The organism is Paraburkholderia xenovorans (assembly GCF_046030735.1).
GTDB classification, from domain to species: domain Bacteria; phylum Pseudomonadota; class Gammaproteobacteria; order Burkholderiales; family Burkholderiaceae; genus Paraburkholderia; species Paraburkholderia xenovorans_A.
This window is the reverse complement of the sequence record NZ_JAQQBV010000033.1, coordinates 1-24790: the sequence shown is the minus strand read 5'-3', so window position 1 is coordinate 24790 and position 24790 is coordinate 1. Positions and strand designations below refer to the sequence as shown.

17 protein-coding genes are annotated in these 24790 nt (G+C 61.9%); 8 read left to right on the top strand and 9 right to left on the bottom strand.

Annotated elements, in window-relative coordinates; all coding sequences use genetic code 11:
* Positions 1-8 precede the first annotated feature (8 nt).
* From PQQ51_RS26630 to PQQ51_RS26620, 3 genes are all read right to left on the bottom strand, one after another.
* Positions 9-3194: an efflux RND transporter permease subunit gene (locus PQQ51_RS26630; protein ID WP_408499977.1), complete on the bottom strand. Its 3186-nt coding sequence runs from the start codon at positions 3192-3194 to the stop codon at positions 9-11.
* Positions 3195-3261: 67 nt separating this feature from the next.
* Positions 3262-4473, bottom strand: coding sequence for an efflux RND transporter periplasmic adaptor subunit (locus PQQ51_RS26625; protein WP_408499975.1), 1212 nt, complete (start codon positions 4471-4473; stop codon positions 3262-3264).
* A gap of 42 nt (positions 4474-4515) precedes the next feature.
* Complete coding sequence (locus tag PQQ51_RS26620) at positions 4516-5370, bottom strand: alpha/beta hydrolase (RefSeq protein ID WP_408500055.1); 855 nt, start codon at positions 5368-5370, stop codon at positions 4516-4518.
* Between the two features lie 175 nt (positions 5371-5545).
* Between PQQ51_RS26620 and PQQ51_RS26615 the strand changes: the two genes are divergently transcribed.
* Together PQQ51_RS26615 and PQQ51_RS26610 are read left to right on the top strand one after the other, a co-directional pair.
* On the top strand, positions 5546-6550 hold the full coding sequence (locus PQQ51_RS26615) for a LysR family transcriptional regulator (RefSeq protein WP_408499973.1): 1005 nt from the start codon (positions 5546-5548) through the stop codon (positions 6548-6550).
* Between the two features lie 217 nt (positions 6551-6767).
* Positions 6768-7067 carry a DUF4148 domain-containing protein gene (locus tag PQQ51_RS26610; RefSeq protein ID WP_408499971.1) on the top strand — a complete coding sequence of 100 codons (300 nt, stop codon included), beginning with the start codon at positions 6768-6770 and terminating at the stop codon, positions 7065-7067.
* A 196-nt stretch (positions 7068-7263) separates the two neighbouring features.
* On the opposite strand, the gene PQQ51_RS26605 is transcribed toward PQQ51_RS26610, so the two are convergent.
* Complete coding sequence (locus PQQ51_RS26605; protein ID WP_408499969.1) at positions 7264-8337, bottom strand: purine-nucleoside phosphorylase; 1074 nt, start codon at positions 8335-8337, stop codon at positions 7264-7266.
* Positions 8338-8634: 297 nt separating this feature from the next.
* Between PQQ51_RS26605 and PQQ51_RS26600 the strand changes: the two genes are divergently transcribed.
* A complete protein-coding gene (locus tag PQQ51_RS26600) occupies positions 8635-9615 on the top strand; it encodes an aldo/keto reductase (RefSeq protein ID WP_408499968.1) in 981 nt (326 codons plus the stop codon).
* 76 nt (positions 9616-9691) lie between these two features.
* On the opposite strand, the gene PQQ51_RS26595 is transcribed toward PQQ51_RS26600, so the two are convergent.
* From PQQ51_RS26595 to PQQ51_RS26580, 4 genes are all read right to left on the bottom strand, one after another.
* Complete coding sequence (locus tag PQQ51_RS26595; RefSeq protein ID WP_408499967.1) at positions 9692-10597, bottom strand: cation diffusion facilitator family transporter; 906 nt, start codon at positions 10595-10597, stop codon at positions 9692-9694.
* A 130-nt stretch (positions 10598-10727) separates the two neighbouring features.
* Entirely contained in the window at positions 10728-15569 is a 4842-nt protein-coding gene (locus tag PQQ51_RS26590) for an NAD-glutamate dehydrogenase (protein WP_408499966.1), read from the bottom strand.
* A gap of 146 nt (positions 15570-15715) precedes the next feature.
* Positions 15716-16480, bottom strand: coding sequence for an alpha/beta fold hydrolase (locus PQQ51_RS26585; protein ID WP_408499965.1), 765 nt, complete (start codon positions 16478-16480; stop codon positions 15716-15718).
* Complete coding sequence (locus PQQ51_RS26580; RefSeq protein ID WP_408499963.1) at positions 16477-17520, bottom strand: M14 family zinc carboxypeptidase; 1044 nt, start codon at positions 17518-17520, stop codon at positions 16477-16479. The genes PQQ51_RS26585 and PQQ51_RS26580 overlap by 4 nt, the downstream gene beginning before the upstream one ends.
* Before the next feature lie 291 nt (positions 17521-17811).
* On the opposite strand from PQQ51_RS26580, the gene phnC reads away from it, so the two are divergent.
* From phnC to PQQ51_RS26560, 4 genes are all read left to right on the top strand, one after another.
* On the top strand, positions 17812-18717 hold the full coding sequence (gene phnC / locus PQQ51_RS26575) for a phosphonate ABC transporter ATP-binding protein (protein ID WP_408499962.1): 906 nt from the start codon (positions 17812-17814) through the stop codon (positions 18715-18717).
* A gap of 54 nt (positions 18718-18771) precedes the next feature.
* Positions 18772-19749 carry a phosphonate ABC transporter substrate-binding protein gene (gene phnD, locus PQQ51_RS26570; RefSeq protein ID WP_408499961.1) on the top strand — a complete coding sequence of 326 codons (978 nt, stop codon included), beginning with the start codon at positions 18772-18774 and terminating at the stop codon, positions 19747-19749.
* Positions 19746-20591 carry a phosphonate ABC transporter, permease protein PhnE gene (gene phnE, locus PQQ51_RS26565; RefSeq protein WP_408499960.1) on the top strand — a complete coding sequence of 282 codons (846 nt, stop codon included), beginning with the start codon at positions 19746-19748 and terminating at the stop codon, positions 20589-20591. Before phnD ends, phnE begins: the two co-directional genes overlap by 4 nt.
* A 300-nt stretch (positions 20592-20891) precedes the next feature.
* Complete coding sequence (locus PQQ51_RS26560; protein WP_408499959.1) at positions 20892-21725, top strand: EamA family transporter; 834 nt, start codon at positions 20892-20894, stop codon at positions 21723-21725.
* Positions 21726-21747: 22 nt separating this feature from the next.
* Here the strand turns inward: PQQ51_RS26560 and pdxR are convergent, their stop codons facing one another.
* The gene (gene pdxR, locus PQQ51_RS26555; protein WP_408499958.1) at positions 21748-23265 is read right to left on the bottom strand and encodes a MocR-like pyridoxine biosynthesis transcription factor PdxR; all 1518 of its coding nucleotides are present in this window, start codon (positions 23263-23265) and stop codon (positions 21748-21750) included.
* Positions 23266-23381: 116 nt separating this feature from the next.
* Between pdxR and PQQ51_RS26550 the strand changes: the two genes are divergently transcribed.
* On the top strand, positions 23382-24671 hold the full coding sequence (locus PQQ51_RS26550) for a 4-aminobutyrate--2-oxoglutarate transaminase (protein ID WP_408499957.1): 1290 nt from the start codon (positions 23382-23384) through the stop codon (positions 24669-24671).
* Positions 24672-24790: the final 119 nt, after the last annotated feature.

Here is a 24790-nt window from a genome sequence, read left to right as displayed (position 1 = left end):
TTTTCTCCTCAGGCTTCCGTCACCGGCGTGCCAAGGTGCGGCGCGTCCTTCTGAGCGACGTGGATCGTGCCACCCGCCAGCGTACGCAGCACCACATAGAACACAGGCGTCAGCATCAGCCCGAACAACGTCACGCCGAGCATGCCGAAGAACACCGCGATACCCATCGCGTGACGCATTTCGGAACCCGCTCCGCTCGACAGCACCAACGGCACCACACCCATGATGAATGCGATCGACGTCATCAGAATCGGGCGCAGACGCAAGCGGCTTGCTTCGATCGCCGCCGCGAGCGGCGTGCGTCCGTCATGCTCAAGCTCGCGAGCGAACTCGACGATCAGAATCGCGTTCTTCGCCGACAACCCGACCAGCACCATCAAACCGATCTGCGTGAAGATGTTGTTGTCGCCATGCGTGAGCCACACGCCGGTCAGCGCGGACAGCACGCTCATCGGCACGATCAGGATCACCGCGAGCGGCAGCGTCAGGCTTTCATACAGTGCGGCGAGCACGAGGAACACGAGCAGCACGCTGATCGGGAACACCCACAAACCCGCATTACCCGCGATGATCTGCTGATACGTGAGGTCGGTCCATTCCAGCTTCACGCCATGCGGCAAGGTTTCCGCCGCGACGCGTTCCGCCGCTGCCTGGGCCTGGCCGGACGAGAAGCCCGGCGCCGGTCCACCGTTGATGTCCGCGGCCGTATAGCCGTTGTAGCGCACCACCATTTCCGGACCATACGTCGGCGTCACCGTGACGAGCGACGACAACGGCACCATGTCGCCCGCGGCATTGCGCGTCTTCAGTTGCAGGATGTCGTCGGCGCGTTGACGGAACGGCGCGTCGGCCTGCACCCGCACCTGATACACGCGGCCGAAGCGGTTGAAGTCGTTCACATACAGCGAGCCCAGATAGATCTGCATCGTGTTGAACACGTCAGTGACCGGCACGCCGAGTTGCTTGGCTTTCACGCGGTCCAGATCCACGTTCAGTTGCGGCACATTGATCTGATAGCTCGAGAAGGTCGGCCCGAGTTCAGGCGTTTGCGCCGCGCGTTTCACGAATGCCTCTGCGGCCTTGTTCAACTCCGCATAGCCCACTGCGCCGTGATCTTCCAGTTGCATCTTGAAGCCGCCCAGCGTACCGAGACCGAGCACCGGCGGCGGTGGAAACACCGCGACGAACGAATCCTTGATCGCGCCGTATTGCTGGTTCAACGCGCCGGCAATCGCACCGGCGGACAGCGTCTTGTTGCCGCGCTCCTTGAACGGCTTGAGCGTGACGAACACGATGCCCGCGCTCGAACTATTCGTAAATCCGTTCACCGACAAACCCGGGAACGCGACCGCGCTTTCCACGCCCGGCTGCTTCAAAGCAATCGCGCTCATGTCGCGAATCACTTTTTCCGTGCGATCCAGCGACGCGCCGTTCGGCAACTGCGCGAACGCAATCAGATACTCCTTGTCCTGCGCCGGCACGAAACCGCCCGGCACGACACGCGAGATCAGCACCGTCGCGCCCAGCAGGATCGCGTACACCGCGAGCATCGCGCCCTTGCGGCGCAGCACGCCCGTCACGCCCTTGCCGTATGCGGTCGACCCGCGATGAAACACTTTGTTGAAGCCCTTGAAGAAGCGGCCCAGCACACGGTTCATCACACGCGTCAGGAAGTCTTCCTTCGCGCCGTGACCGCGCAACAGCAAAGCGGACAATGCCGGCGACAGCGTCAGCGAGTTGAATGCCGAGATCACTGTCGAGATCGCGATAGTCATCGCGAATTGCTTGTAGAACTGGCCCGTCAAGCCGGTCATGAACGCGAGCGGCACGAACACGGCAACCAGCGTCAGCGCGATGGCGATAATCGGCCCGCTCACTTCCTGCATCGCCTTATAGGTCGCATCGCGCGCACTGAGCCCGTTCTCGATGTTCCGTTCGACGTTCTCCACCACCACGATCGCATCGTCCACCACGATCCCGATCGCGAGCACCATCCCGAACAGCGACAACGCATTGATCGAAAAGCCGAACGCGAGCAGCAACGAGAAAGTCCCGACAATCGACACCGGCACTGCGATCAACGGAATGATCGACGCGCGCCACGTTTGCAGGAACACGATCACGACGATCACCACCAGCGCGATCGCTTCGAGCAGCGTGTGAATCACGGCCTCGATACTGGAGCGCACGAACTGCGTCGGGTCATACACGATCTTGTATTCGACGCCCGCCGGCATGTCTTCCGCCAGCTCCTTCATCGCGGAACGGACCTGATCGGAAATCGCCAGCGAGTTCGCACCCGGCGCCTGATTGATAGCGAGCGCGACGGCCGGCTTGTTGTCCAGCAGCGAACGCAGCCCGTATTCCGACGCCGCGAGTTCGACCCGCGCGATGTCGCGCAGATAGGTCACGCCACCGTCCGGCGCGGTCTTGACGATGATGTCGCCGAATTCGCCCTCGGTCCTCAACCGGCCGCGCGCATTCACCGACAACTGCAATTGCGTGCCCGGCACCGAAGGCGATGCGCCGATCACGCCGGCTGCCACCTGAATGTTCTGCTCACGGATCGCGTTGACCACTTCGGTCGCGGTCAGGCCGCGTTGCGCCACTTTCTGCGGATCGAGCCAGACGCGCATCGCGTAGTCGCCCGAACCCCACAACTGCACTTCGCCGACACCCTGAATCCGCGCGAGCCGATCCTTGACGTTGAGCAGCGCGTAGTTGCGCAGATACGTCATGTCGTAACGATTGTTCGGCGAGATCAGGTGGACCACCATCGTCAGCGTAGGCGAGCTCTTGATGGTCGTGATGCCGAGACGCTGCACGTCTTCCGGCAGACGCGGCAGCGCCTGGTTCACGCGGTTCTGCACGAGTTGCGTCGCGAGGTCCGGATTGGTGCCGAGCTTGAAGGTGACCGTGAGCGTGAGATTGCCGTCGCTATTCGCTTGCGACTGCATATACAGCATGTTCTCGACGCCGTTGATCTGCTCTTCGAGCGGCGCCGCAACCGCCTCGGCGATCACTTTCGGATTCGCACCCGGATATTGCGCGTGCACCACCACTGAAGGCGGCACCACTTCCGGGTACTCCGAAATCGGCAGCTTGAAGAGCGCGATGATGCCGCCCAGCAGGATCAATACCGATAGCACACCGGCAAAGATCGGCCGATCGATGAAGAATTTGGATATGTTCATGGGAAGCTCTTAACGTTGGAGCACGCGCCGGCTGCGACCCGTGCGGGTCGAGCGCGGCGCTCTGGGCTCACGAATTCTTGTCCGCTGTTTTTGCGCGCGTCTGCGCAAGCGGCGCACTGTTCGGATCCTGGTCGGCGGTCATCGGCACCATATGAGCACGTACTGCGTCGCCCGGACGCACACGTTGAATCCCGTTCACGACGATGCGATCGGTGGCCTTCAGGCCGCCCTTCACGACACGCAGGTTGCCCTGCATCCCGCCTACCGCGATCTCGCGATACACGACGTGATTGCCCTGGTCGACCACCAGCACGAATTTCTTGTCCTGGTCGGTGCCTACCGCGGCGTCGTCGATCAACAGCGCCGGATGCGGCTCGCTGCCGCCCACCTTGACGCGTGCATACAGACCTGGAATCAGTGCACCGTCCTCGTTATCGAAGCGCGCGCGCACGCGGATCGTGCCCGACGACGTATCGAGGCGGTTGTCGACCGATTCGATCACGCCGTTGCGCGAGTAGCCGCTTTCATCGGCGAGGCCCAATTGCACCGGCACCTTGCTGCCGTCTTTCGCGCGGTTCAGGTATTGCAGATAGGTTTGTTCGTCGGCGTCGAACGATGCGTAGATCGGCGAAACCGACACCAGCGTGGTCAGCGGCGTCGAACTCGCGCCCGCCGACACCACGTTGCCCACCGTGATTTCTGCACGCGATACACGGCCCGCCACCGGCGCCACGATCTTCGTGTAACCGAGATTGATACGCGCGGTTTCGACGGCGGCTTGCGCGGCCTTCAGGTTGGCGCTCGCTTCGCGCGCGGCGTTCTGCTTCTCGTCGTAGTCGCGTTTGGCGATTGCATTGTCGGCGATCAGGCGTTGCGCGCGTTCCCAGTCGCTTTGCGTGTAGCCCGTGCGCGCCTGCGCCGCCGCGAGCTGCGCTTCGGCGCGATCGACTTCGGCTGCGTACGGACGCGGGTCGATCACGAACAGCGTGTCGCCCTTCTTCACAAGGGCGCCATCCTTGAAGTTGACGGACACGATCGTGCCCGGCACCTGCGAACGTACGTCCACTTTTTCGACCGCTTCGAGGCGGCCGGAATAGCTCTGCCAGTCGGTGATCGTCTTTTGCACCACAGTGGCGACGTCGACTTCCGGCACGATGGTCGGCGCGGCCGGCGAGCTCGCGTCGACGCGAATCGCGCCGAACGTGCCCAGCCCGGCCACCACGACGACGGCAAGCGCTGCAATCGCCACACGGCGACGGGAAAGAGGAAGGATGGTCATGAGAAGCTCCCGGTATCGTTGATTGAAGTTCTGGTTATCGGTTTATCGGTGGGCGCGTGCATCGAAGCGCCACTGAAAAAATTGCACCGCTTCCTGCAAAGCGGGTGGATGATCGGCCAACGCGGCGTGCGACACGCTCGGATAGCGGACCACCTGGGTCAGCACACCCGCATCGATCAGACTGCTCGCGTATTTCTCCGCTTCCACATGCAGCACGTCGTTTTGCGCGGTTGCGATCAGCGTGGCCGGCAGGCCCGCGAGGCGCGACGACTCGAGCGGCGCTGCATACGGATGCATGCGCTGCGACGCTTGCGGCAGATACGCGCGATAGCACGCGGCGCATTCCTTCGCGGTGATGTCCGAACCCAGCCGCTTTTCGTCGCCCAGGCGAGTCAGGCTCGGGTCCAGCATCGGACCGAATAGCGCCTGGGCGGAAATCCGCACGTCGCCGCGATCGCGCGCGATGAACGCGAGGCAATTCGCCAACTGGCCGCCCGCGTCGTGTCCCGCCACGCCGACTTTCTTGCTGTTTCCGCCAAACGCGCGAGCGCGGGTCTGCACCCACAACGCCGCACGATGGGCGTCTTCCGGTGCCGCGGGAAAAGGAAATTGCGGCGCCAGCGAATAACCGACCGACACGACGAGCGCCGGTAAGTGGTCTGCGAAATAACGCGCGGCGTAGTCGGCCTGATCGATCGAGCCCTTCGTAAAACCGCCGCCGTGAAAATAAAGCAGTACTGGCAGTGCGGTCTTATGAAGCTGCCGGTACAAACGCAACGTAATGTCCTGAGCGTGCCCTTCGATCTGCACGTCGGTGACTTCGAGTGCCGTGCTGCTGGCCGGTGCCGGGCCGCTGCCGGCGGGCACAAACGAGTACGGCGGTTTCAATGCATCCATGTCGAGCCGCGCAATGCGCATAGAACTTCAATGGTGCGAATTGTGGGTTCGGCAGACTCGTAAATAAATGCCTATAATCCGGCAACACAATTCGGCGCCCCTGAACAATCAACTGTGATTGCTCGGCGGAATGCATTTCTGCCCGGCGCGCCTGCCCCTTTCCCGGAGGTTTGCAATGGACCGGCTTCAGGCCATGCAAGTGTTCACGCGTGTCGTCGACACAAACAGCTTTACCCGTGCGGCGGAAACGCTCGACCTGCCGCGCGCATCGGTTACCACGATTATTCAAAACCTCGAAGCGTTCCTCGGCACGCGGTTGATGCACCGGACCACGCGGCGTTTGTCGTTGACGCCGGACGGCGCCGCGTATTACGAGCGCTGCGTGCGTATCCTCGCGGACGTCGAAGAGACCGAGGCCAGTTTCCAGAGCGGCAACAAGAAGCCGCATGGGAAGCTGCGCATCGACATGCCTGGATCGATCGGCCGCCTGCTGGTGATTCCTTCTCTGTGTGAATTCCACACGCGCTACCCGGATATCGACCTGCAACTCGGACTGTCGGACCGACCGGTCGACCTGTTGCAGGAAGGCGTGGATTGCGTGGTGCGCGTGGGTGCGTTACAAGATTCGTCGCTGGTGGCGCGACGCATCGGTTTGTTCGAGGGCGTGACTTGCGCGGCTCCGGACTACATCGAACGCGCGGGCATGCCGGCGTCGCTTGAAGATCTGGAGAATCACAAGGCAGTCAATTACTTTTCGAGCCGCACGGGGCGCACGATCGATTGGGCCTTCATGGTTGACGGCAAAGAAGTCGAAGTGAAGATGAAGGGCATTGTGTCCGTGAATGACGCCGATGCCTACGTAACCTGCGGACTGGAAGGCTTCGGCCTGATTCAGCCGGCGCTCTTCATGGTGCTGCCGCATCTGCGCTCGGGCCAACTGGTTGAAGTGTTGCCGGAATTGAAACCTTTGCCGATGCCGATTTCCGCAGTCTATCCGCACAGTCGGCATCTGTCGCCTAAAGTCCGTGTTTTCGCAGACTGGATTGCCGAGTTGTTCGATCGTTGTCCGCTGCTGAGTGGACGCGGCAGTCTCGACGCGACGTGCACGAAGCGGACTTTCGAAGAACGGGAGTCTGCACCGATACTCGATACGCCGGTGATAACGGAGTGGGTTGCGTAAGCGGTTGCGTTATTGATGTACTGAAGTGAAGTACAGAAAATGAAATAGTGAATTCCAGCCGCGGCTCTAATGCCGCGGTTGTCGGGGTTTCCGGGATTGTTCTGAAATCTCGACAATTCATTTCATCAAACTGCGGTTTATCCGTTAGGTCCCGAAGCCTACATTTCACCCTGTCGCGGCGCTCGTCGTGCTGCTAATCAATCGACAGGAATGAATCATGAAACGCAATCTCTTGGCAGGTCTGGTTATTTCGCTGCTCGCGAGTGGGACGGTGTTTGCGCAAGGCTCTGGCGGCATTGGTCGCGCTGGGACTTATGATACGCAGCCCGCTGCGACGGCTAGCGGCAAGACACGTGAGGAAGTTAAGGCGGAGATCGTGACTGCGTATCGGGATGGGTCGCTGCCGGCGTTGAATCGGACTTCTTATCCGAATAAAGGGTTGATTGGGCAGACGCAGGCTGCGCGAATCGCCTTACAGGAAGGAGATGGCGCTACGCGGGTTGCCGATAAGCAGTAGTTCTTTTTTCTTTTCCCTATTATTTGGATTACGAAGTATATTTTTCTGGAGAACATCATGACGCCTTCTGAACTTGATCATTGGGACTCGGATGCTGCTGTTTGGACGCCATTTCGGGCGCCGGGGTCGGTGAGATGATTTCTGGTTTGCCTATGGCGGTGGGGTCTATAACCCACAACCGCCGTAGGCAAAAAATTCACCTTTTGGGCACTCCCTCCCTCCACTCCCCCCAATGTGCAGCAATATCCTGCACAACCGGATTCCCAGCAAGAAAGAGATTCTGAAGAGCAATAGCAAACCCACCCTGCGCAGCATAATTCAGCAAATTATCAACACTACTTCCCCCATCATAAGGCCGATCAAAATCCGACCCGGCCCGCAGCACAGCAACACGATTCAGATCAACCTTGTGCACCGAGGCCGCGCGCTTAAGCGCCTCATAAGTAGCGTTGTCCTCCTGCTGCGTCGTGCAATAAACCCCTTTCCCATCAGTCAGAATCTTCGTCCAGTCACGAGCACGCTGCCCAAGCAAAGTCCCCGACCACCACGTATCGCCCGCCAACGTATCGCATTGAATAACAGCGGGCGGCCGATTCGCCGGCGCATACGAATACTTCGCCCGCGCAGCCTGCGCCTGCGCGCTATCGGACAACGTCACGCCACGCGACAAAGCAAACGCCGTATCGGCTAGTTGCGTGTTCAACTGAAACACCTCAGTCCGGTAATCGAGCGGCGGCTTGTCCGTAGGACTCGTCGTGTTGATCCCCAGATACCCCGTATTCCAGTTCGACGGAATCTCGCGTCCATCGATCTCCCATTGAATCCCGAAGTCCACCAGATATTTCGCCCACGCTGCCGAACCCACCGTGCCCTGCTGCGGATCAATACCCGCAATGCCGGCAACCATGAAATACGTATGTCGCAAATCGAAACGCGGCGAAAACGTCAACGCCATAATCGACGCCGCCGCATTCGCGTGTCCCATGCCAGTCGTCATTACACACACGTCCTGCTTGTTGCAATGAACAGTCGGGTAATCAGGCGACAAGCCGTCCACGGCGATGTCTCGCCAAGGCCCCAGCTTGTCGAGCCAAACCTGCCCCTCCGGCCCGAACATCGAAATGATCATCACCTTGACCGGCCGTCCATGCGAGCCGCCGTCGCTACTCGCGAAACCATCGTTGTCGCCGGCGCTCGCGGCGCCCGAAGTCAAGGCCGCGCAAGCCGCAAGGGTAACCGCCGAGAGTGCGCCCACTGTGCGAGTCAGCATCGTGATCCTCCTGTTTCTTTTGATGCGGTTTGGGAGAAATTGCAGCTTTCAAGCCGGAAGAAGTATAGGTGTGAAGAAATTAATTGCCACTCCACATTAAATGATTTTTTATGCCGCGCTTGTGCCGCGCTTATGCCACGCTTGTGCCGTGTTTATGCCACGCCATCCGCATCGCTTCTTCCGCCAACGCCCCACGAGGCCGCGTGCCCGCTCCCCAGCACACCGGCGTCGCCATCCCTATAATGGACAATTCGCTGCGCGCACCGCCTTTGTGCATTTCATAACAGGAGCACCACGATGGACTATGTGAAACTGGGCCGAACCGGCCTCGATGTATCGCGTCTATGTCTCGGTTGCATGAGCTATGGCGTGCCCGCGCGCGGCACGCACCCCTGGTCGCTCGACGACGAAGCCGCTCGCCCCTTCATCAAGCAGGCGCTCGACTACGGCATCAACTTCTTCGATACTGCCAACGTGTACTCGGACGGCACGAGCGAAGAGATCGTCGGCCGCGCGCTGAAAGACTTTGCCAAACGCGATGAAATCGTGCTCGCCACCAAGGTCAATAGCCGCATGCATCCCGGACCCAACGGTGCGGGCTTGTCGCGCAAGGCCATCATGGCGGAGATCGACAAGAGCCTGAAGCGCCTCGGCACCGATTACGTCGATCTGTATCAGATCCATCGCTGGGACGACAACACGCCGATCGAAGAAACGCTGGAAGCACTGCACGACGTCGTCAAGGCAGGCAAGGCGCGCTATATCGGCGCGTCGTCGATGTATGCGTGGCAGTTCGCGAAGGCATTGAACACAGCAGAACGTCATGGCTGGACACGCTTCGTCACCATGCAGAACTACGTGAATCTGCTTTATCGGGAAGAAGAGCGCGAAATGCTGCCGCTGTGCGAAAACGAAGGCATCGGTGTGATTCCGTGGAGTCCGCTGGCTCGCGGCCGCCTCACCCGCGACTGGAACACGGATAGCGCCCGCTCCGAAACCGACGCATTCGGCCGCACGCTGTATGCGCAAACCGCGGATGCGGATCGTAGGGTAGTCGAGCGGGTCGGCGAAATTGCCCAGGAACGCGGCGTGCCGCGGGCACAGGTCGCGCTTGCATGGGTGTTGCAGAAGAAGCCGATCAGCGCGCCCATTGTCGGTGCGACCAAACTGCATCATCTCGACGACGCAGTCGCAGCGCTATCGTTGAATCTGAGCGCCGAAGAAATTACGCGGCTAGAAGAGCTTTATGTACCGCACGCGGTAACGGGCTTCAAATAAGCAACACGTTCATGGGCAGCAGTATCGGCCATCATGCTGCCCATGAACGAGCGCACATCTCCACTCAGGCATCGCATCAAACACGCGGCACGTCCGGTTCGAAAAACACCCATCGCACCTGTGGAAACGCCGCCTGCAAATCGGCTTCGATCACGTTGATCGCGTCGACCATCGCACGACCGCTCGCATAGTCGATCATTTCGGCCTGCACGGCCACCACCACGTGACGCCCCCATTGCAGCGTAATCATATTGATGATGCTGCGAATCTCGCTGCGCGCACGCAGATGCGCTTCGATTGCGCGGCGTACTTCCGGGCTCGCCGATTCGCCGACGATCATCGACTTCACCTCACGCGCCACCAGCCACGCGATCACCATCAGCAACAGGCCGACGCCGATCGAGCCCAACGCGTCATAGACCGGATTGCCGGTCACCATCGTCAGCAGCACGGCGACGAAAGCGATCGCGAGACCCGCCAGCGCGGCAATGTCCTCGCCGGCCACCACCAGCAACTCGGATTCGCGCGTTTCGCGGAACCAGCGCCACATACTCTTCTCAGGATGCGTCTTGCGAATTTCCTTGACCGCGCCCCACAACGACAGCGCCTCGAGCACCACCGAAACGCCGAGCACGATCAATGCGACATACGCGTACTGCAAAGGCTCGCGCGCGAACAGTCGATGCACGCCCTCATACACCGAGAACGCACCGCCGACAAAAAACAGCAGCAGCGCGACGAGCAGCGAATAGAAGTTGATTTCGCGACCGCCGCCCATCGGATGCAATGGGCTCGCAGGCCTGCGGGCTTCTCGCAGACCGAATAGCAGCAGCAGTTGATTGCCGCAATCGGCAGTGGAGTGAATGGCCTCGGCGAACATCGAGCCGGAACCGGTGAATGCGGCGGCAGCGAATTTGCAGATCGCAATGCCGAGATTGGCGGCGAGCGCGTAAAAAATGGCTTTCGGCGATTCTTCTTTCATCGTCGTCGAGGGGATCCGTGAGTTTTCGAAGAGCTTTCGGTTGGCATGAGCCCGTATTATGGGCATGCCGGACGGCATGCGTCCAACCGGAATGCTCGCGGCCCTCTTCTCGTTCTCACGCCCTGCCGCGTTAAGCCCTCTCCAATGCCGCCATCTCCCGCACGATCACGAGCAACATCGACAGACTCGCGCCGCCCGTCGCCCGCAGATCGGCGAGCAACCGCGCGTAACGCTCGAGCTGTGTCGTGCGGCGTTCACGCCAGTGCTCGACCAGCGCATCGGGTGTCGATGCGTCGTCGGCGCCGGCCAGCGCGCTCGTGGTCAACGCGCGCTTGAGCCGCGCCAGTTCGGCAAGCGCGGTGGCACGCGCCAGCATGTCCCAATGCGTGGGCGCCGGCAGCGCGACCGCACGCTCACCGATCCAGGTGTAGTTGAGCAGCGTGCCGAGCGCGAAGTAGACACCCGCGACGAGCTCCAGACTGCGCCCGCAGGTCGACGCGACTTCGGCGATATCGAGCAGCGCGGCCGATATCTCGCCACTCGCGATCCGCACGGCCAGTTCACTGTCGACGCCCGCATCCACCAGCACGCGTTGCCGCTCCGACAATGCCTCCATGTCCGCGGTCGGCAACAACGCGGGCCATTGCGGCGCGAGCCGCTGCGCCGCATCGCGGCAGCGTGCGAGCAGGCCGGCCACCTCGCCGTCGCCGACCGCGCCCGTTTGCAACTGCCTCAGGAACCACAGTGCCGAACGCTCGACGAGCCGCGCCACTTCCACGAACATGCGCGCCTGCACGTCGTCGGCGACGCGATTGTCGAGCGCGTCGATACTGCGCCAGACGTCGTCGAGATCGAACACGTCGCGCGCCATGATGCACGCGCGCACGATTGCGCCGGGCTGCGCATCGGTCTCCTCCATCAGCCGATGCACGAATTCGCAGCCCACCCGATTGACCAGCGCATTGGTCAAGTGAGTCGCCAGAATTTCTCGCCGCAACGGGTGACGCTGCATCGGTTCGCTGAAGCGCTGCCGCAGCGGCTTCGGAAAATATTCCACCAGCAGATCGGCGACGAGCGGGTCTTCCGGCATCGACGATTCGAGCAGCGCGTCGTACAGCCACATCTTGCTGTACGCAAGCAACACTGCGCGCTCAGGCGTAGTCAACCCTTGTTTCGCGGCGATGCGTTCGGCAACTTCTTCATCGGTCGGCAGGAATTCGATCACGCGGTTCAACCTCCCCGCGCGTTCGAGGTAGCGCATCAGGCGCGTTTCGGCGTCGAGCAGTTCGGCGCCGTAACGCCCTGCTATCGAGAGCGCCTGCGTCTGATAGTAGTTGTCCTGCAACACGAGCAGGCCCACTTCGTCGGTCATTTCCGCGAGCAGTGCATTGCGCTGCTTCTCGGTCATTTCGCCATCGGACACCACGAGACCGAGCAGAATCTTGATGTTGACTTCGTGATCCGAACAATCGACGCCTGCGGAATTATCGATCGCATCGGTATTGATTCGCCCGCCGCGCTGCGCGAACTCGATGCGCCCGAGTTGCGTGAGCCCCAGATTGCCGCCTTCGGCCACCACCTTGCAGCGCAGATCGGAACCGTTCACGCGGATCGCGTCGTTCGCGCGATCGCCGACTTGCAGATGCGTTTCGCGGCTCGCCTTCACATACGTGCCGATACCGCCGTTATAAAGCAGGTCGACTGGCGCCTGCAAAATCGCGCGCATCAGTTCGGCCGGCGCAAGCGCGGGCGCGCTGATCCCGAGCACGGCCTGCACCGCGGGCGACAACGGAATGGTCTTGGCGGTACGTGCAAACACGCCGCCGCCCGCGGAAATCAGCGCGGGATCGTAATCGGCCCAACTCGAACGGTCCAGTACGAACAGCCGGCCACGTTCGGCAAGACTCACCGCCGGATCGGGATTCGGATCGAGAAAGATATGCCGGTGATCGAATGCGGCCACCAGCTTGATATGCGGCGACAACAGCATACCGTTGCCGAATACGTCGCCCGACATGTCGCCGACGCCCACCACGGTGAAGTCCGTCGCCTGCGTATCGACGCTCATTTCGCGGAAGTGCCGCTTCACCGATTCCCACGCGCCGCGCGCGGTGATCGCCATCTTTTTGTGGTCGTAGCCGACCGAGCCGCCGGACGCGAACGCGTCGTCGAGCCAGAAGCCGTATTCCTGCGAGATCGCGTTCGCGTAATCGGAGAAGGTCGCCGTGCCTTTGTCGGCGGCAACCACCAGATACGGATCGTCAGGGTCGTGCCGCACCACGTCGGGCGGCGGCACGACGTCCGTTCCCGCGAGGTTGTCGGTCAGGTCGAGCAGGCCGCGCAGGAACGTCTGATAGCACGCGACGCCTTCGCGCAGCCACGCATCGCGATCCGTCTGCGGCGGCGGATTCTTGACGACAAAGCCGCCCTTGGAGCCGACCGGCACGATCACGACGTTCTTCACCATCTGTGCTTTCATCAGGCCGAGCACTTCGGTGCGAAAGTCCTCACGTCGATCCGACCAGCGCAGGCCGCCGCGCGCTACCCGTCCGCCGCGCAAATGCACGCCTTCCACACGCGGCGAATACACCCAGATTTCGAACATCGGTTTCGGCTCAGGCAAACCGGGCACCTGCGCCGGATTGAATTTGAACGACAGGTACGGCTTCGGCTGTCCGTTTGCATCGAACCGGTAGTAGTTGGTGCGCTGCGTCGCCTTGATCACGCCGAGAAACTGCCGGAGGATCCGGTCTTCGTCGAGGTTGGGCACCTGATCGAGCGCGCTGTCGATTGTTTTCAGCCAACCGTCGACGCGCGCCTCGCGCGTATCGCCGAACACCGGATTGAAGCGCGCGATGAACAGTTCGACCAGCATGCGCGCGATCGCCGGATTGCCGGTCACCGCGCGTTCGATATACGCATCGCTGAACGTCGAACCCACCTGCCGCAAATACTTCGCATACGCACGCAGTATCGTCACCTCGCGCGCATTCAGTTGCGCGCGCAACACGAGGCGGTTGAAGTCGTCACTCTCGATGCCGCCGGTCCACACCTGCTCGAACGCTTCTTCGAACAGATCCTTTACACGCTCGATATCGAACTCGGCATCGTCCGCGAGTTCGAGGCCGAAGTCGTGGATCCATGCGGGCGTCGCATCGAGCGCTTCGATCAGATAGGGCCGCTCTTCATCCACACGCACGCCGAGATGCTCGAGCATCGGCAAGCTGCGCGACAACGCGATCGGCGAGCCCGCCCGATAGACCTTGAAGCGGAACGCACGCGGCCCCGCTTCGATCGGACGATACAGGTTCATCGCGAGCCGCTCGCTGCCCTGCACGCGTTCGATCAGTTCGATATCGCGCACCGCCGTGCGGGCCGGATAGTCGTCGCGATAGCCGGCCGGAAACGAGTCCGCATAGTGTTGCAACAGACGGTTGCCCTGCTCTTCGCCGAACGCATCGAGCAATGCGTCAGCGAGATCGTCCTGCCAACGGCGCGACACCTGCACGAGCCGCGCTTCGAGTTCGCGCACGTCGACGCTGGGCATCCCGCCCGGTTTCGCATGCACGACGAAATGAATCCGCGCGAGCGTCGATTCCGACAGCAGGGGGGTGAATTCGACGCCCTCGCCGTTGAATGCATCGGCCAATAGATTCGCGATCCGCTGACGCAGATCGGTGTTGTATTTGTCGCGCGGCACGAACACGAGACACGACACGAAGCGATCGAAGCGATCGCGCCGCACGAACAGCCGCGTGCGCTGATGCTCCTGCAAACGCAGTACGCCGAGCGCGATATCGTAGAGCTGGTTTTCGTCGGCCTGAAACAGCTCGTCGCGCGGATAGGTTTCGAGCACGGTCACGAGCGATTTCGCCAGATGACCTTTCGGCAGGAATCCGGCTCGTCGCACGATGTTTGCGCATTTGCGCCGCACGATCGGAATCTCCGCGGCCGACACGAAGTAAGCAGTGGACGTGTAGAGGCCGATGAAGCGCCGCTCGCCCGTGACCTTGCCGTCCGCGCCGGTCAGCTTGATGCCGACGTAGTCCAGATAACCGGGCCGGTGCACGGTCGCGCGCGAATTGGCCTTGGTGAGAAAGATCGGCGAGGTGCCTGCAATGATGTCCGCTGCCGCCGGCGGCAACGGCGTGACGTCCGCGGCGCCCACAGGACGCAGCGCATCGCGCAGAATGCCGAGCCCCGAGCCCGCCACCGCGCGCAAACCGTAACCGATGTCGTGCTGTACCAGTTCATAGTCGCGTTGGCCCAGAAACGTGAAGTGATCGGCCACCATCCATTCGAGAAATGCGCGCGCCTCGATGCCTTCCGGGCCTGCCTCACCCGCCTTCATCCCCTTGATCGTGGCGCGTGCGAGATCGACGATCTTCGGCCAGTCTTCCACTGCGGCACGCACGTCGCGTAACACGTGGGCGATCTCGTCGCGCAACGCATCGAGTCCGGCGGCGTCGCCGCATCGGTCTACTTCGAAGTGAATGAACGACGCCAGTTGCGAGCGCGTGTCCGTGACCTCTTCCGCGCCCTGGGTCACCCGCACGATACTGCCGTCCGCGCCGCGCCAGATGCGAAACACCGGATGCACGACCGAATGCAGCGCAAGTCCCAAACGATTCACCGCCATCGAAACCGAGTCGACGAGAAACGGCATGTCGTCGTTGACGATCTCGATCACCGTGTGGTCGGAATGCCAGCCGTGCTGTTCGAGGATCGGGTTATAGACACGCAGACGCTCGCTGCCGGGCACGAAGCGCTGGGCGGTCTGCCAGTGCGCGAGCGCGGCGCCGTACAGATCGGCAATGGCGCGACTTTGCAGATCGTCGACATCGACGAAATCGTAGTAGTGGCGCAAGAAAGGCTCGACGACCGCGAAGACCGGTTCGGGCAATCGCCCGCGGGCAAATTCGAAGACATCGTTCAGCAGGTGCGTGACGGCTTCTTCATTCTTCGCTTGCATGATGAACTCCCCCGGCGGGCGGCATGGGCGAGTATCGATCGATACTCACCGGGTGTTGCCTGGTATTGCCTGGTGTTGCCTGTTTGCATGCATCGTCTGAACGGGAATTATGCACCCGCCTGCCCGAATGCGATGCGCGGCCGCACTCAGGTTATACCCGCTGCCTGCGCGAGCCACTTATGGACCTGCCTGCTGGTCCATGCCGGATCGTCGTGCGGTAAATCGTGACCGGCCCACGCATGCTCGCGATGCACGGCACCCCATGCCGCCGCGAGCTTCGCCGAACAGATGGGACTCACCAGTTGATCGGCGCGCGACGAAAGGATCAGCACCGGGCAGCGCGGCCTCGCGTGGCCTGCATTGAAACGCGCCGCGGCCAGCAATTGCCGCAGTGCATTACCGCGACTCACCGGCGCGCTGCGGCGAATCTCGCGCCACTGGTCGAGATCGGCGCTGAACGCTTCGACGTTATTGCAGGTTAGCGAATGGATCGTCTTTTCGGGTCGCGACGCATCGCGCCAATGCAGCGCGACGCCGAGCAAGGCCGGCCATGCCGACGGACGCAGCCGCTCCGTCATGCGACTGAACGGCCGCATGCTCGTATTGATCAGCACGAGCCGCTCGATCTCGTCGGGGTGCCGTTGCGCCCAGGCCGTCGCCACCATGCCGCCGAGCGACATCGCCAGCACCCGGTAAGGCCCGGGCACGCCGCTTTGCAGCGCAGCAACGCGCACGAAGCTCACCATATCCTCGACGTTGGCCGGCGCGCGCAACATGTTGAACTCGCCGTTGCCAGGCAGATCGAGCAACAGCACGCGAGCGCCGCCGATCGCCTTACGCAGCGCAGCAGGTAAGCGTCCCCAGTGGCGCGTTTCGCGCGTGAGTCCGCGCAGCAGAATCCACGTGCTCATGCGGGGTCCGTTCCGGCCGGTTTGTACCAGTGATCGATCGCGCTTTGCAGCAATTGCTCGCGGCGATTGCCCTGTGGCAACCAGCGCTGCGACGAAAATGCCGCGCGCGCCAGAAAGTCGAGTAGATTCGCGTGACGCCGCAACACGCGCGCGGTGCGATGCGCCTTCACCGGATTGAACATCCCCTGGCGCGAAAACAGTTGCCGCGGATTCTTCTTGATCCACAGCCACGAGCCGAGCTCGAGTGTCATCGGCAGAAACACATTGGGGGCGGGCGTGCGATCGTACGCAAAGTCCCACAGATCGCCATGCAACAGATATTGATGGCTCTGCGGCTCGAATGCGTAACCGTGATGCGGATGCGCGCGTTCGAACATGGTTTTCAGCACGTACATCTCCGGCAAATGCGGCATCAGCTTGCGGGTGCGGGCATACGGAAACCAGATGCTGTCGCTCCAGCCGTAACCCGAGTGACAGTCGAGCGCGATACTCAGCGGCCGCGCGGCCAGTTCGGTTTCGACCACCTTCAGCAGCGCTGCCGCTTCCGGCTCCATCGGTTCGCCTTGCCGCCCCCGATACCACGGCAGCCATGCGCCGACGCGCTGGCCGCCGGCGAGCAACGGCACGCGCTCGTCGGCGTTTTGCGGCGCGTTGCGCATCAGGTCGACGCCGTTCGGATTCGCGCGCGTGGCGGCCCACATGCCGCCGGGATTGACGATCGGCATAAAGATCAGACGAATGGATTGCAACTGCCGCACCAGCAATTCGTCCCATTCGAGCCGCGCGAGTAGCGCGCGCATGTAGTCGAGCACGAGTTGCGAGCCGATTCGTTCGAGCCCGTGAATGCCGCCGAAGAAACCGATTGCCGGCGCGAGCGGATCGGTCGAACCGATGCTGGCCGTGTGGATCGTGAAGCGCCGTCCCCGCACCGCGGTTTCGCAGACAGCGCGAATCTCGAAGCTCGCGCTGCCTTGTTCGAGGATCGTCTTGAGATCTTCGTACTCCGCAAAACTGTCGGGAAGGAAGCTCAAAGGCTGCATGACGACGCCGGAAGGAAGCGCAAGGTTATTGGGGACGGCACGACGAGTAAAGCAATATAGCCTGTCTGCGCGGGATCATGCACGATCGGTGGCCGCGAACGCAGATCGTGTCATATGGGCGTCATTTTTCTCTCGATCGAATGACTTCGTTTTGTCTTTCTGGCGACGCAAAACCGTCATGAAAAGATATAGTCGTCTAGACGTTGCGATGCCTTCACTCAACCGTCACAGTCGCTTCCTAGAATGAGCCCCACACATGCCGGCACTGGCTGGATGCATCAAGGGGTACTTATGGAAGCAATTCGGGAAGCGATTCGTATCGAGCGGCTGAGCAAGACGTTCGCCAATGGCCGCAAGGCGCTCGATGAAATCGATCTGCGCGTGGCGCCGGGCGAAATGGTGGCGTTGATCGGCGCATCGGGATCGGGCAAGTCGACGCTGCTGCGGCATATCGCGGGCTTCACCGCGTCGGACGCGCAGCCGTCGCAGATTTCGATCCTTGGCCGGCCGATCCAGCAGAACGGCAAGATCGTGCGCGAAGTGCGCAGCATTCGCCGCGATATCGGCTTCGTGTTCCAGCAATTCAATCTGGTGAACCGGCTCACTGTCGAGCGCAACGTGCTGATCGGCGCGCTCGCGCGGCTGCCGTTGTGGCGGCGTCTGACCGGCCGTTTTCCGAGTGCCGAACGGGCGTTGTCGCTCGCAGCGCTGACCGAAGTCGGCATCGGCGAACATGCGCTGGAACGCGCAGCCAATCTTTCCGGCGGCCAGCAGCAACGCGCGGCGCTCGCGCGGGCGCTGGTGCAACGCGCGCGTATCGTGCTCGCCGACGAACCGATTGCGTCGCTCGATCCGGAATCGTCGCGTCGCGTGATGGAGATGTTGCGCGCGCTGAACGTCGAACATCAATTAACCGTTCTGGTATCGCTGCATCAGGTCGATATCGCGATGCAGTATTGCCCGCGCACCATCGCGTTGCGCGGCGGCAAGGTGGTCTACGACGGCGCGTCGTCGGCACTGACTCCCACGTTGCTGAAAAAGCTCTATGGCGATGCCGCCCGTGAACTGCTCGAAGACACCGTCCACGACGACGCCGCGCGTCAAGCCAACGCGACCGGAAACCCCACATCCGCGCACGATGCCGAGTCCGCCTCGACACGTTACGCATTCGCTCTCAATCCGGCGCACTCCACCTGAGCGCGCCGGCCTGCTTCGTCCAACTCCTCTGCTCACTCACACGGACTTCAACCGATGAAATTCCTGCGTTCACTGATCACGCTGACCGTCGGCGCCGCCGCATTCGCCTGCGTCGCCACCGCACAGGCCGAGGACCTCAACCTCGGCATCATCTCGACCGATTCGTCCTCGGTGCTCAAACAGCGCTGGGAACCGCTGATCGCCGACATGAACAAACAGACCGGCCTGAACGTCAAGGCGTTCTTCGCGACGGACTACGCCGGCATCATCGAAGGCATGCGTTTTAACAAGGTACAAGTCGGCTATTTCGGCAACGCGTCGGCGATCGAAGCCGTGGATCGTTCGCAAGGCGAAGTATTCGCGAAGATCCAGTATGCGAACGGCGACGCCGGCTACTATTCGGTGCTGATCACCAATGTGAACAGCCGCTTCAAGACGCTCGACGACGTCTTCAAGAATACGAAGGACGTCACGCTCGGTTTCGGCGATCCGAACTCCACGTCGGGCACGCTGATCCCCGGCTACTATTTGTTCGCGAAGCACAACACGCCGGTCAACACGTCGTTCAAGACGGTGCTGCCGTCGAGCCACGAGGCGAATCTGCTTGCCGTGGTGAACAACAAGATCGACATCGCGACCAACAACACCGAGATGCTCGACACGCTGAAGAAGCAGCATCCGGACAAGTTCGCGCAAGTGCGCGTGCTGTGGCAGTCGCCGCTGATTCCGTCGGACCCGCTCGTGTGGCGCAAGGATCTGCCGCAAGCGACCAAGGACAAGCTGCGTAACTTCTTCCTGAACTATGCGAAGACCGATCCGCACGAAAAAGCGGTGATGGCTGCGATCACGGGCTACGGCGGTTTTGCGGCTTCGTCGGATGCGCAGTTGCTGCCGATCCGCCAGGTCGCGCTGTTCCAGCAGAAGCAGAAGATCGAGAGCGACACGCATCTCTCCGATGACGACCGCAAGACGCAACTCGCCGCACTCGACGCGAAGCTGAACGCGCTCAACGTCGCCGTCGCCAAGCAATGAACACGGCCGATCTGATCACGTCGCCTGCGCGTGCGAGCGAAGCGCTCGCCGCGCAGGCGGCACGGCAAGCCGCGGCGCCGGCTGCCGGCAAACGCAGCTGGCTGTCGCTGATCGGCTGGATCGCCGTGCTTGCCGTGCTGGGCGGCGCCTGGCATGGCGCGGATATGCGTCCGTGGGATCTGCTCTCCGATTCCGGCAACATGGGCCAGTTCGCAAAGGACTTCTTCCCGCCGGACTTCACCGAATGGCGCAGCTATCTGCACGAGATGTACGTGACGCTTTCGGTCGCCGTGTGGGGCACCGCGCTTTCGCTGGTGTGCGCGGTGCCGTGCGGGTTGATGTCCGCGCACAACATGGCGCCCATGTGGATCGTGCAGCCGATGCGCCGCGTGATGGATGCGTGCCGCGCGATCAATGAAATGGTCTTCGCGATGCTGTTCATCGTCGCGGTCGGGCTCGGTCCGTTTGCGGGCGTGCTGGCGTTGTGGGTGCACACCACCGGCGTGCTCGCCAAGCTGTTCGCCGAAGCGGTCGAGGCTATCGATCCGCGGCCGGCCGAAGGCGTGCGTGCGACCGGCGCGACCAGTCTCGACGAAATCATCTACGGTGTGCTGCCGCAAGTGTTGCCGCTGTGGATCTCGTACGCGTTGTATCGCTTCGAATCGAACGTGCGCTCGGCGATGGTGGTCGGCATGGTCGGCGCGGGCGGGATCGGCGTGGTGCTGTACGAGGCGATCCGCTCGTTCGATTACGCGCAGACCGCCGCGGTGATGATCATGGTGATCGTGGTCGTGACGGTGATCGATCTGGCATCCGCCTGGCTGCGTGAGCGGGTGACCTGACTTTTTTGCATACGGCGTGGGCCGTGGAGCGAGGCGTGGCGTAGCCTCACGTAGCCTCGCCTCGCCGATCCACGGTGGCCTGATGTGCGCCGCTGCGCTGCGTCCTCAGACACATCGGTGAAGTTCGCAGCGCGTGCGTTAGTTAACTCGATGCCACAAAGTCGACGCCACAAAGCGCCGCTTTCCCCACATAAAGCCCCTTCGCTTTGCTTGCCCACTGCTGAATTACGGCGTTCTGCTGGAATAATCACGGGCTCGCGGCCGGTTTCACGGCCGTCCTTCCTTTCCCCGTGACCCTCGATGGAAACCTTTATCGTCCTGCTGGTGCTGCTCTCGGCGTTGCTTCACGCTACCTGGAACGCGTTTTTGCATCTCTCCGAAGATAGGGTGTGGCTGCTTGGGATGATGGCGATTCCGTATATCGCCGTCAGCGCGGTGGGCGTCGTCGTGCTGCCGCTGCCCGCACCGGCCGCGTGGCCGTATATTTTCGCTTCCGTGGTGCTCGAATTCGGCTATCTGCTGGCGCTGATCCGCGCCTATCGAAGCGGCGACTTCGGGCAAATCTATCCGATCGCGCGCGGCCTGTCGCCGATGCTGGTGTTCGTCGGCGCGCTGGTGTTCGCGCATGAATCGCTCAAACCGCTGGCCGCGATCGGCGTGGCACTGGTGTCGATCGGCATCATCTCGCTTGCCTTCCGGCGCGGCATGCGCTTTTCCGGCGACAGCGTGCCGTTCGCGCTGCTGACCGGCTTTTTCATCGCGACGTATTCGGTGGTCGACGGAATCGGCGCGCGCGTGGCCGGCAACGGACTCAGCTACATCATGTGGGTGTATCTGATCTGGAATATCCCGCAGTTCCTGCTCGCGTGGTATTGGCGCGGCGCGAAGGGGCTGTTCATCGGACGCGCCGTATGCCTCAAGGGAATGGCGTCCGGCGCGCTCGCGTTGAGCGCGTACTGCCTGATCATCGAGGCGTACCGCTATCTGCCGATCGCGATGGTTTCCGCGCTGCGCGAGATGAGCTCGATTTTTGCGGTGCTGATCGGCTGGCTGTTCATGCGCGAGCAGTTGACCACGCGGCGGATCGTGGCGTGCGCGCTGGTTACGTTGGGGGCGGTGTTGATTCGGGTTTGAGGGTGCAATACACGGGCCCCGCTCACCCCACCCGCACCACCCTCTCATCGATCGCATCGGCGAGCGTATTGAACGCCGGCGCGATCTCCTCATCCGGCACGCACGCATAGCCGATCAGCAAGCCCGAAGGCGCCAGCGACGGCTGCGCGTAATACCCCGAAAGCGGCCGCACGACGATATTGCGCTCCAGCGCCGCGGCGGCTGCCGCGCGGTCGTCGCTGCCCTCAGGCAATTGCATCACCAGATGCAGCCCCGCATCGCCGCCCACCGCCGCGAATGCGTCGCCGTAACGATGTGCGGCAGCATCGAGCAAAGTCTGACGTCGCTGCCCGTAGAGCGTGCGCATCTTGCGGATATGCGACGTGAAATGCCCCTCGGCGATGAACTCCGCCAGCATCGCCTGTTGCAGCAGTTGCCCTTCGCGATACAACTCGGCGCTCGCGGTCGCGAAGCTCTCCGCCAGCGCCTCGGGCACGACGAGATAGCCGATCCGCAAGCCCGGAAACAGCGTCTTGCCGAAGCTGCCCACATAAATCACCTGACCGGACGTATCCAGACCTTGCAGCGACGCGAGCGGCCGGCTGCCGTAGCGATACTCGCTGTCGTAGTCGTCCTCGATGATCCAGCACTGGTTTTGCCGCGCGTATTCGAGCAGCATGCGGCGCCGCGCGAGACTCATCACCATGCCGAGCGGGTATTGATGCGACGGCGTGACGAGCATCAGTTTCGGCGGTTGCGCGAGATCGTCGGCGGACGGATTGATGCCTTCTTCGTCGACGGCGATCGGCCGCGATTGCAGACCGGACACGTGCAACACGCTGCGCACGCCCCAATAACACGGGTCTTCGGTCCAGATCACGTCGCCCGGATCGGACAGCAAACGCACCGCCAGATCGACGGACTGATGAATCCCCGTCGTGATGATGATCTGCTCCGGCGTGCAACGCACCGAACGCGACGTGCGCAGATACTCGGCCAGCGTGTGCCGCAGCAAAGCGAGGCCGCCGCCCGGCGCGTAAGTCAGCAGGTCCGGACGCAGCCGGCGCCAATACTTGTTATGCAGACGGCTCCACACACGCGCCGGAAACTTCGTGACGTCCGGCACGCCGGGCATGAACGCGCCCCACTGACGCTTCGACACGCCCGCGCCCGAAATCAGCCGTGCGCCGCGCGTGGACAACGCGCGCTTCGTCTGGAATGGCGGAGACTGCGTCGAAGCCCTCTCGGCCGGCGCATCCGTGTCCGCTTCCGGCGCACCGACGATCTCGTCCGGCGCGCTATCGGCGACGAACGTCCCGCTGCCGGTCGCCGAACTCACATAGCCTTCCAGCGCCAACTGCTCGTACACCTGGGTGACCGTATTGCGCCCGATGCCCAACTCCTGCGCGAGCAGACGCGACGACGGCACCTTCGCGCCGGCCGGCAACTCGCGCGTCAGGATCGCCTGCTGCAACAGCCGATGCAACTGACGGTAGATCGGCTGGCCGTTGCCGCGGTCGAGGCGCTGCGCCAGCCAGTCGGACAAAACGCTCGCGCGCATGATTGGCTCCTACATTTTTATTGAAATGGCTCTGAAGTTAAGAGCCAAATCTGATTATAGTCGCTGCATGTGCTGCGCTGAGCGCGTGGCGTCCGCGAAACCGAGGAGGGATGGAGATGACGTTGAAGAATGCAGAACTGAAGAGCCGCAAGGACGCAGCGACGCCGCGCGGCGTGGGCGTGATGTGCGATTTCTATGCCGAGCGTGCCGAGAACGCCGAGTTGTGGGACGTCGAGGGGCGCCGCTTCATCGACTTTGCGGCCGGCATTGCGGTGTGCAACACCGGGCATCGTCACCCGAAGATTCTTGCCGCGATCCGCGACCAGCTCGACCATTTCACGCACACCGCGTATCAGATCGTGCCGTACGCGTCGTATGTGGAACTGGCTGAGAAGATCAACGAACGCGCGCCTGGCGACTATCCGAAGAAGACCGCGTTTTTCACGACTGGCGCCGAAGCGGTTGAAAACGCGATCAAGATTGCGCGCGCGGCGACGGGCCGTCCGGGCGTAATTGCATTCACTGGCGGTTTCCATGGCCGCACGATGATGGGCATGGCGCTGACGGGCAAGGTTGTGCCGTACAAGATCGGCTTCGGCCCGTTCCCGGGCGACGTGTTCCATGCGCCGTTCCCGAATCCGTTGCACGGCGTGACGACGGCCGATTCGTTGGCCGCGATCGAGTTTCTGTTCAAGGCCGACATCGATCCGAAGCGGGTGGCGGCGATCATTTTCGAACCGGTTCAGGGCGAAGGCGGCTTTTATCCGGCGCCGGTGGAGTTTGTGCGCGCATTGCGCAAGCTGTGCAACGAGCATGGGATTTTGCTGATTGCCGACGAGGTGCAGACGGGTTTTGCGCGGACGGGCAAGTTGTTCGCGATGCATCACTACGACGTGGTGCCTGATCTGATGACGATTGCAAAGAGCCTGGCGGGCGGCATGCCGTTGTCGGGGGTGGTCGGCCGAGCCGATGTGATGGATGCGGCGGCGCCTGGCGGTCTTGGCGGCACGTATGCCGGTAATCCGCTGGCGGTTGCTGCTGCGCATGCCGTGCTCGACATCATCGATGAAGAGAAGCTCTGCGAGCGGGCTACGGTGTTGGGAGATCGGATTAAGGCGCGGTTGAACGCGCTGCAGAGTGAGGTGCCGCAGATTGCGGATGTTCGTGGGCCTGGTGGGATGGTGGCTGTTGAGTTTTGCAAGGCTGGGACTTCTGATGCCGATGTGGAGTTTACCAGGCGAGTGCAAGCGAGGGCGCTGGAGCGCGGGTTGTTGTTGCTCGTTTGTGGTGTTTATTCTAATGTCGTCAGGTTCTTGTTTCCGCTTACTGTTCAAGACTCTGTTTTTGATGAGGCGGTTGGTGTTCTTGAAGATGTGCTTAAAGAGTCTGTTGTTGTAGCTGTTTAGATCTTTTTTTTGCCTTTCGCGGCGGCATTGGTTTGGTGTGCCTATGGTGTTGGGGCTTTCTTTTTTTTTGTGGTCTATTCGTGTTGCCCCTGTGCGGGGCGGCACTTACTTTCTTTGCC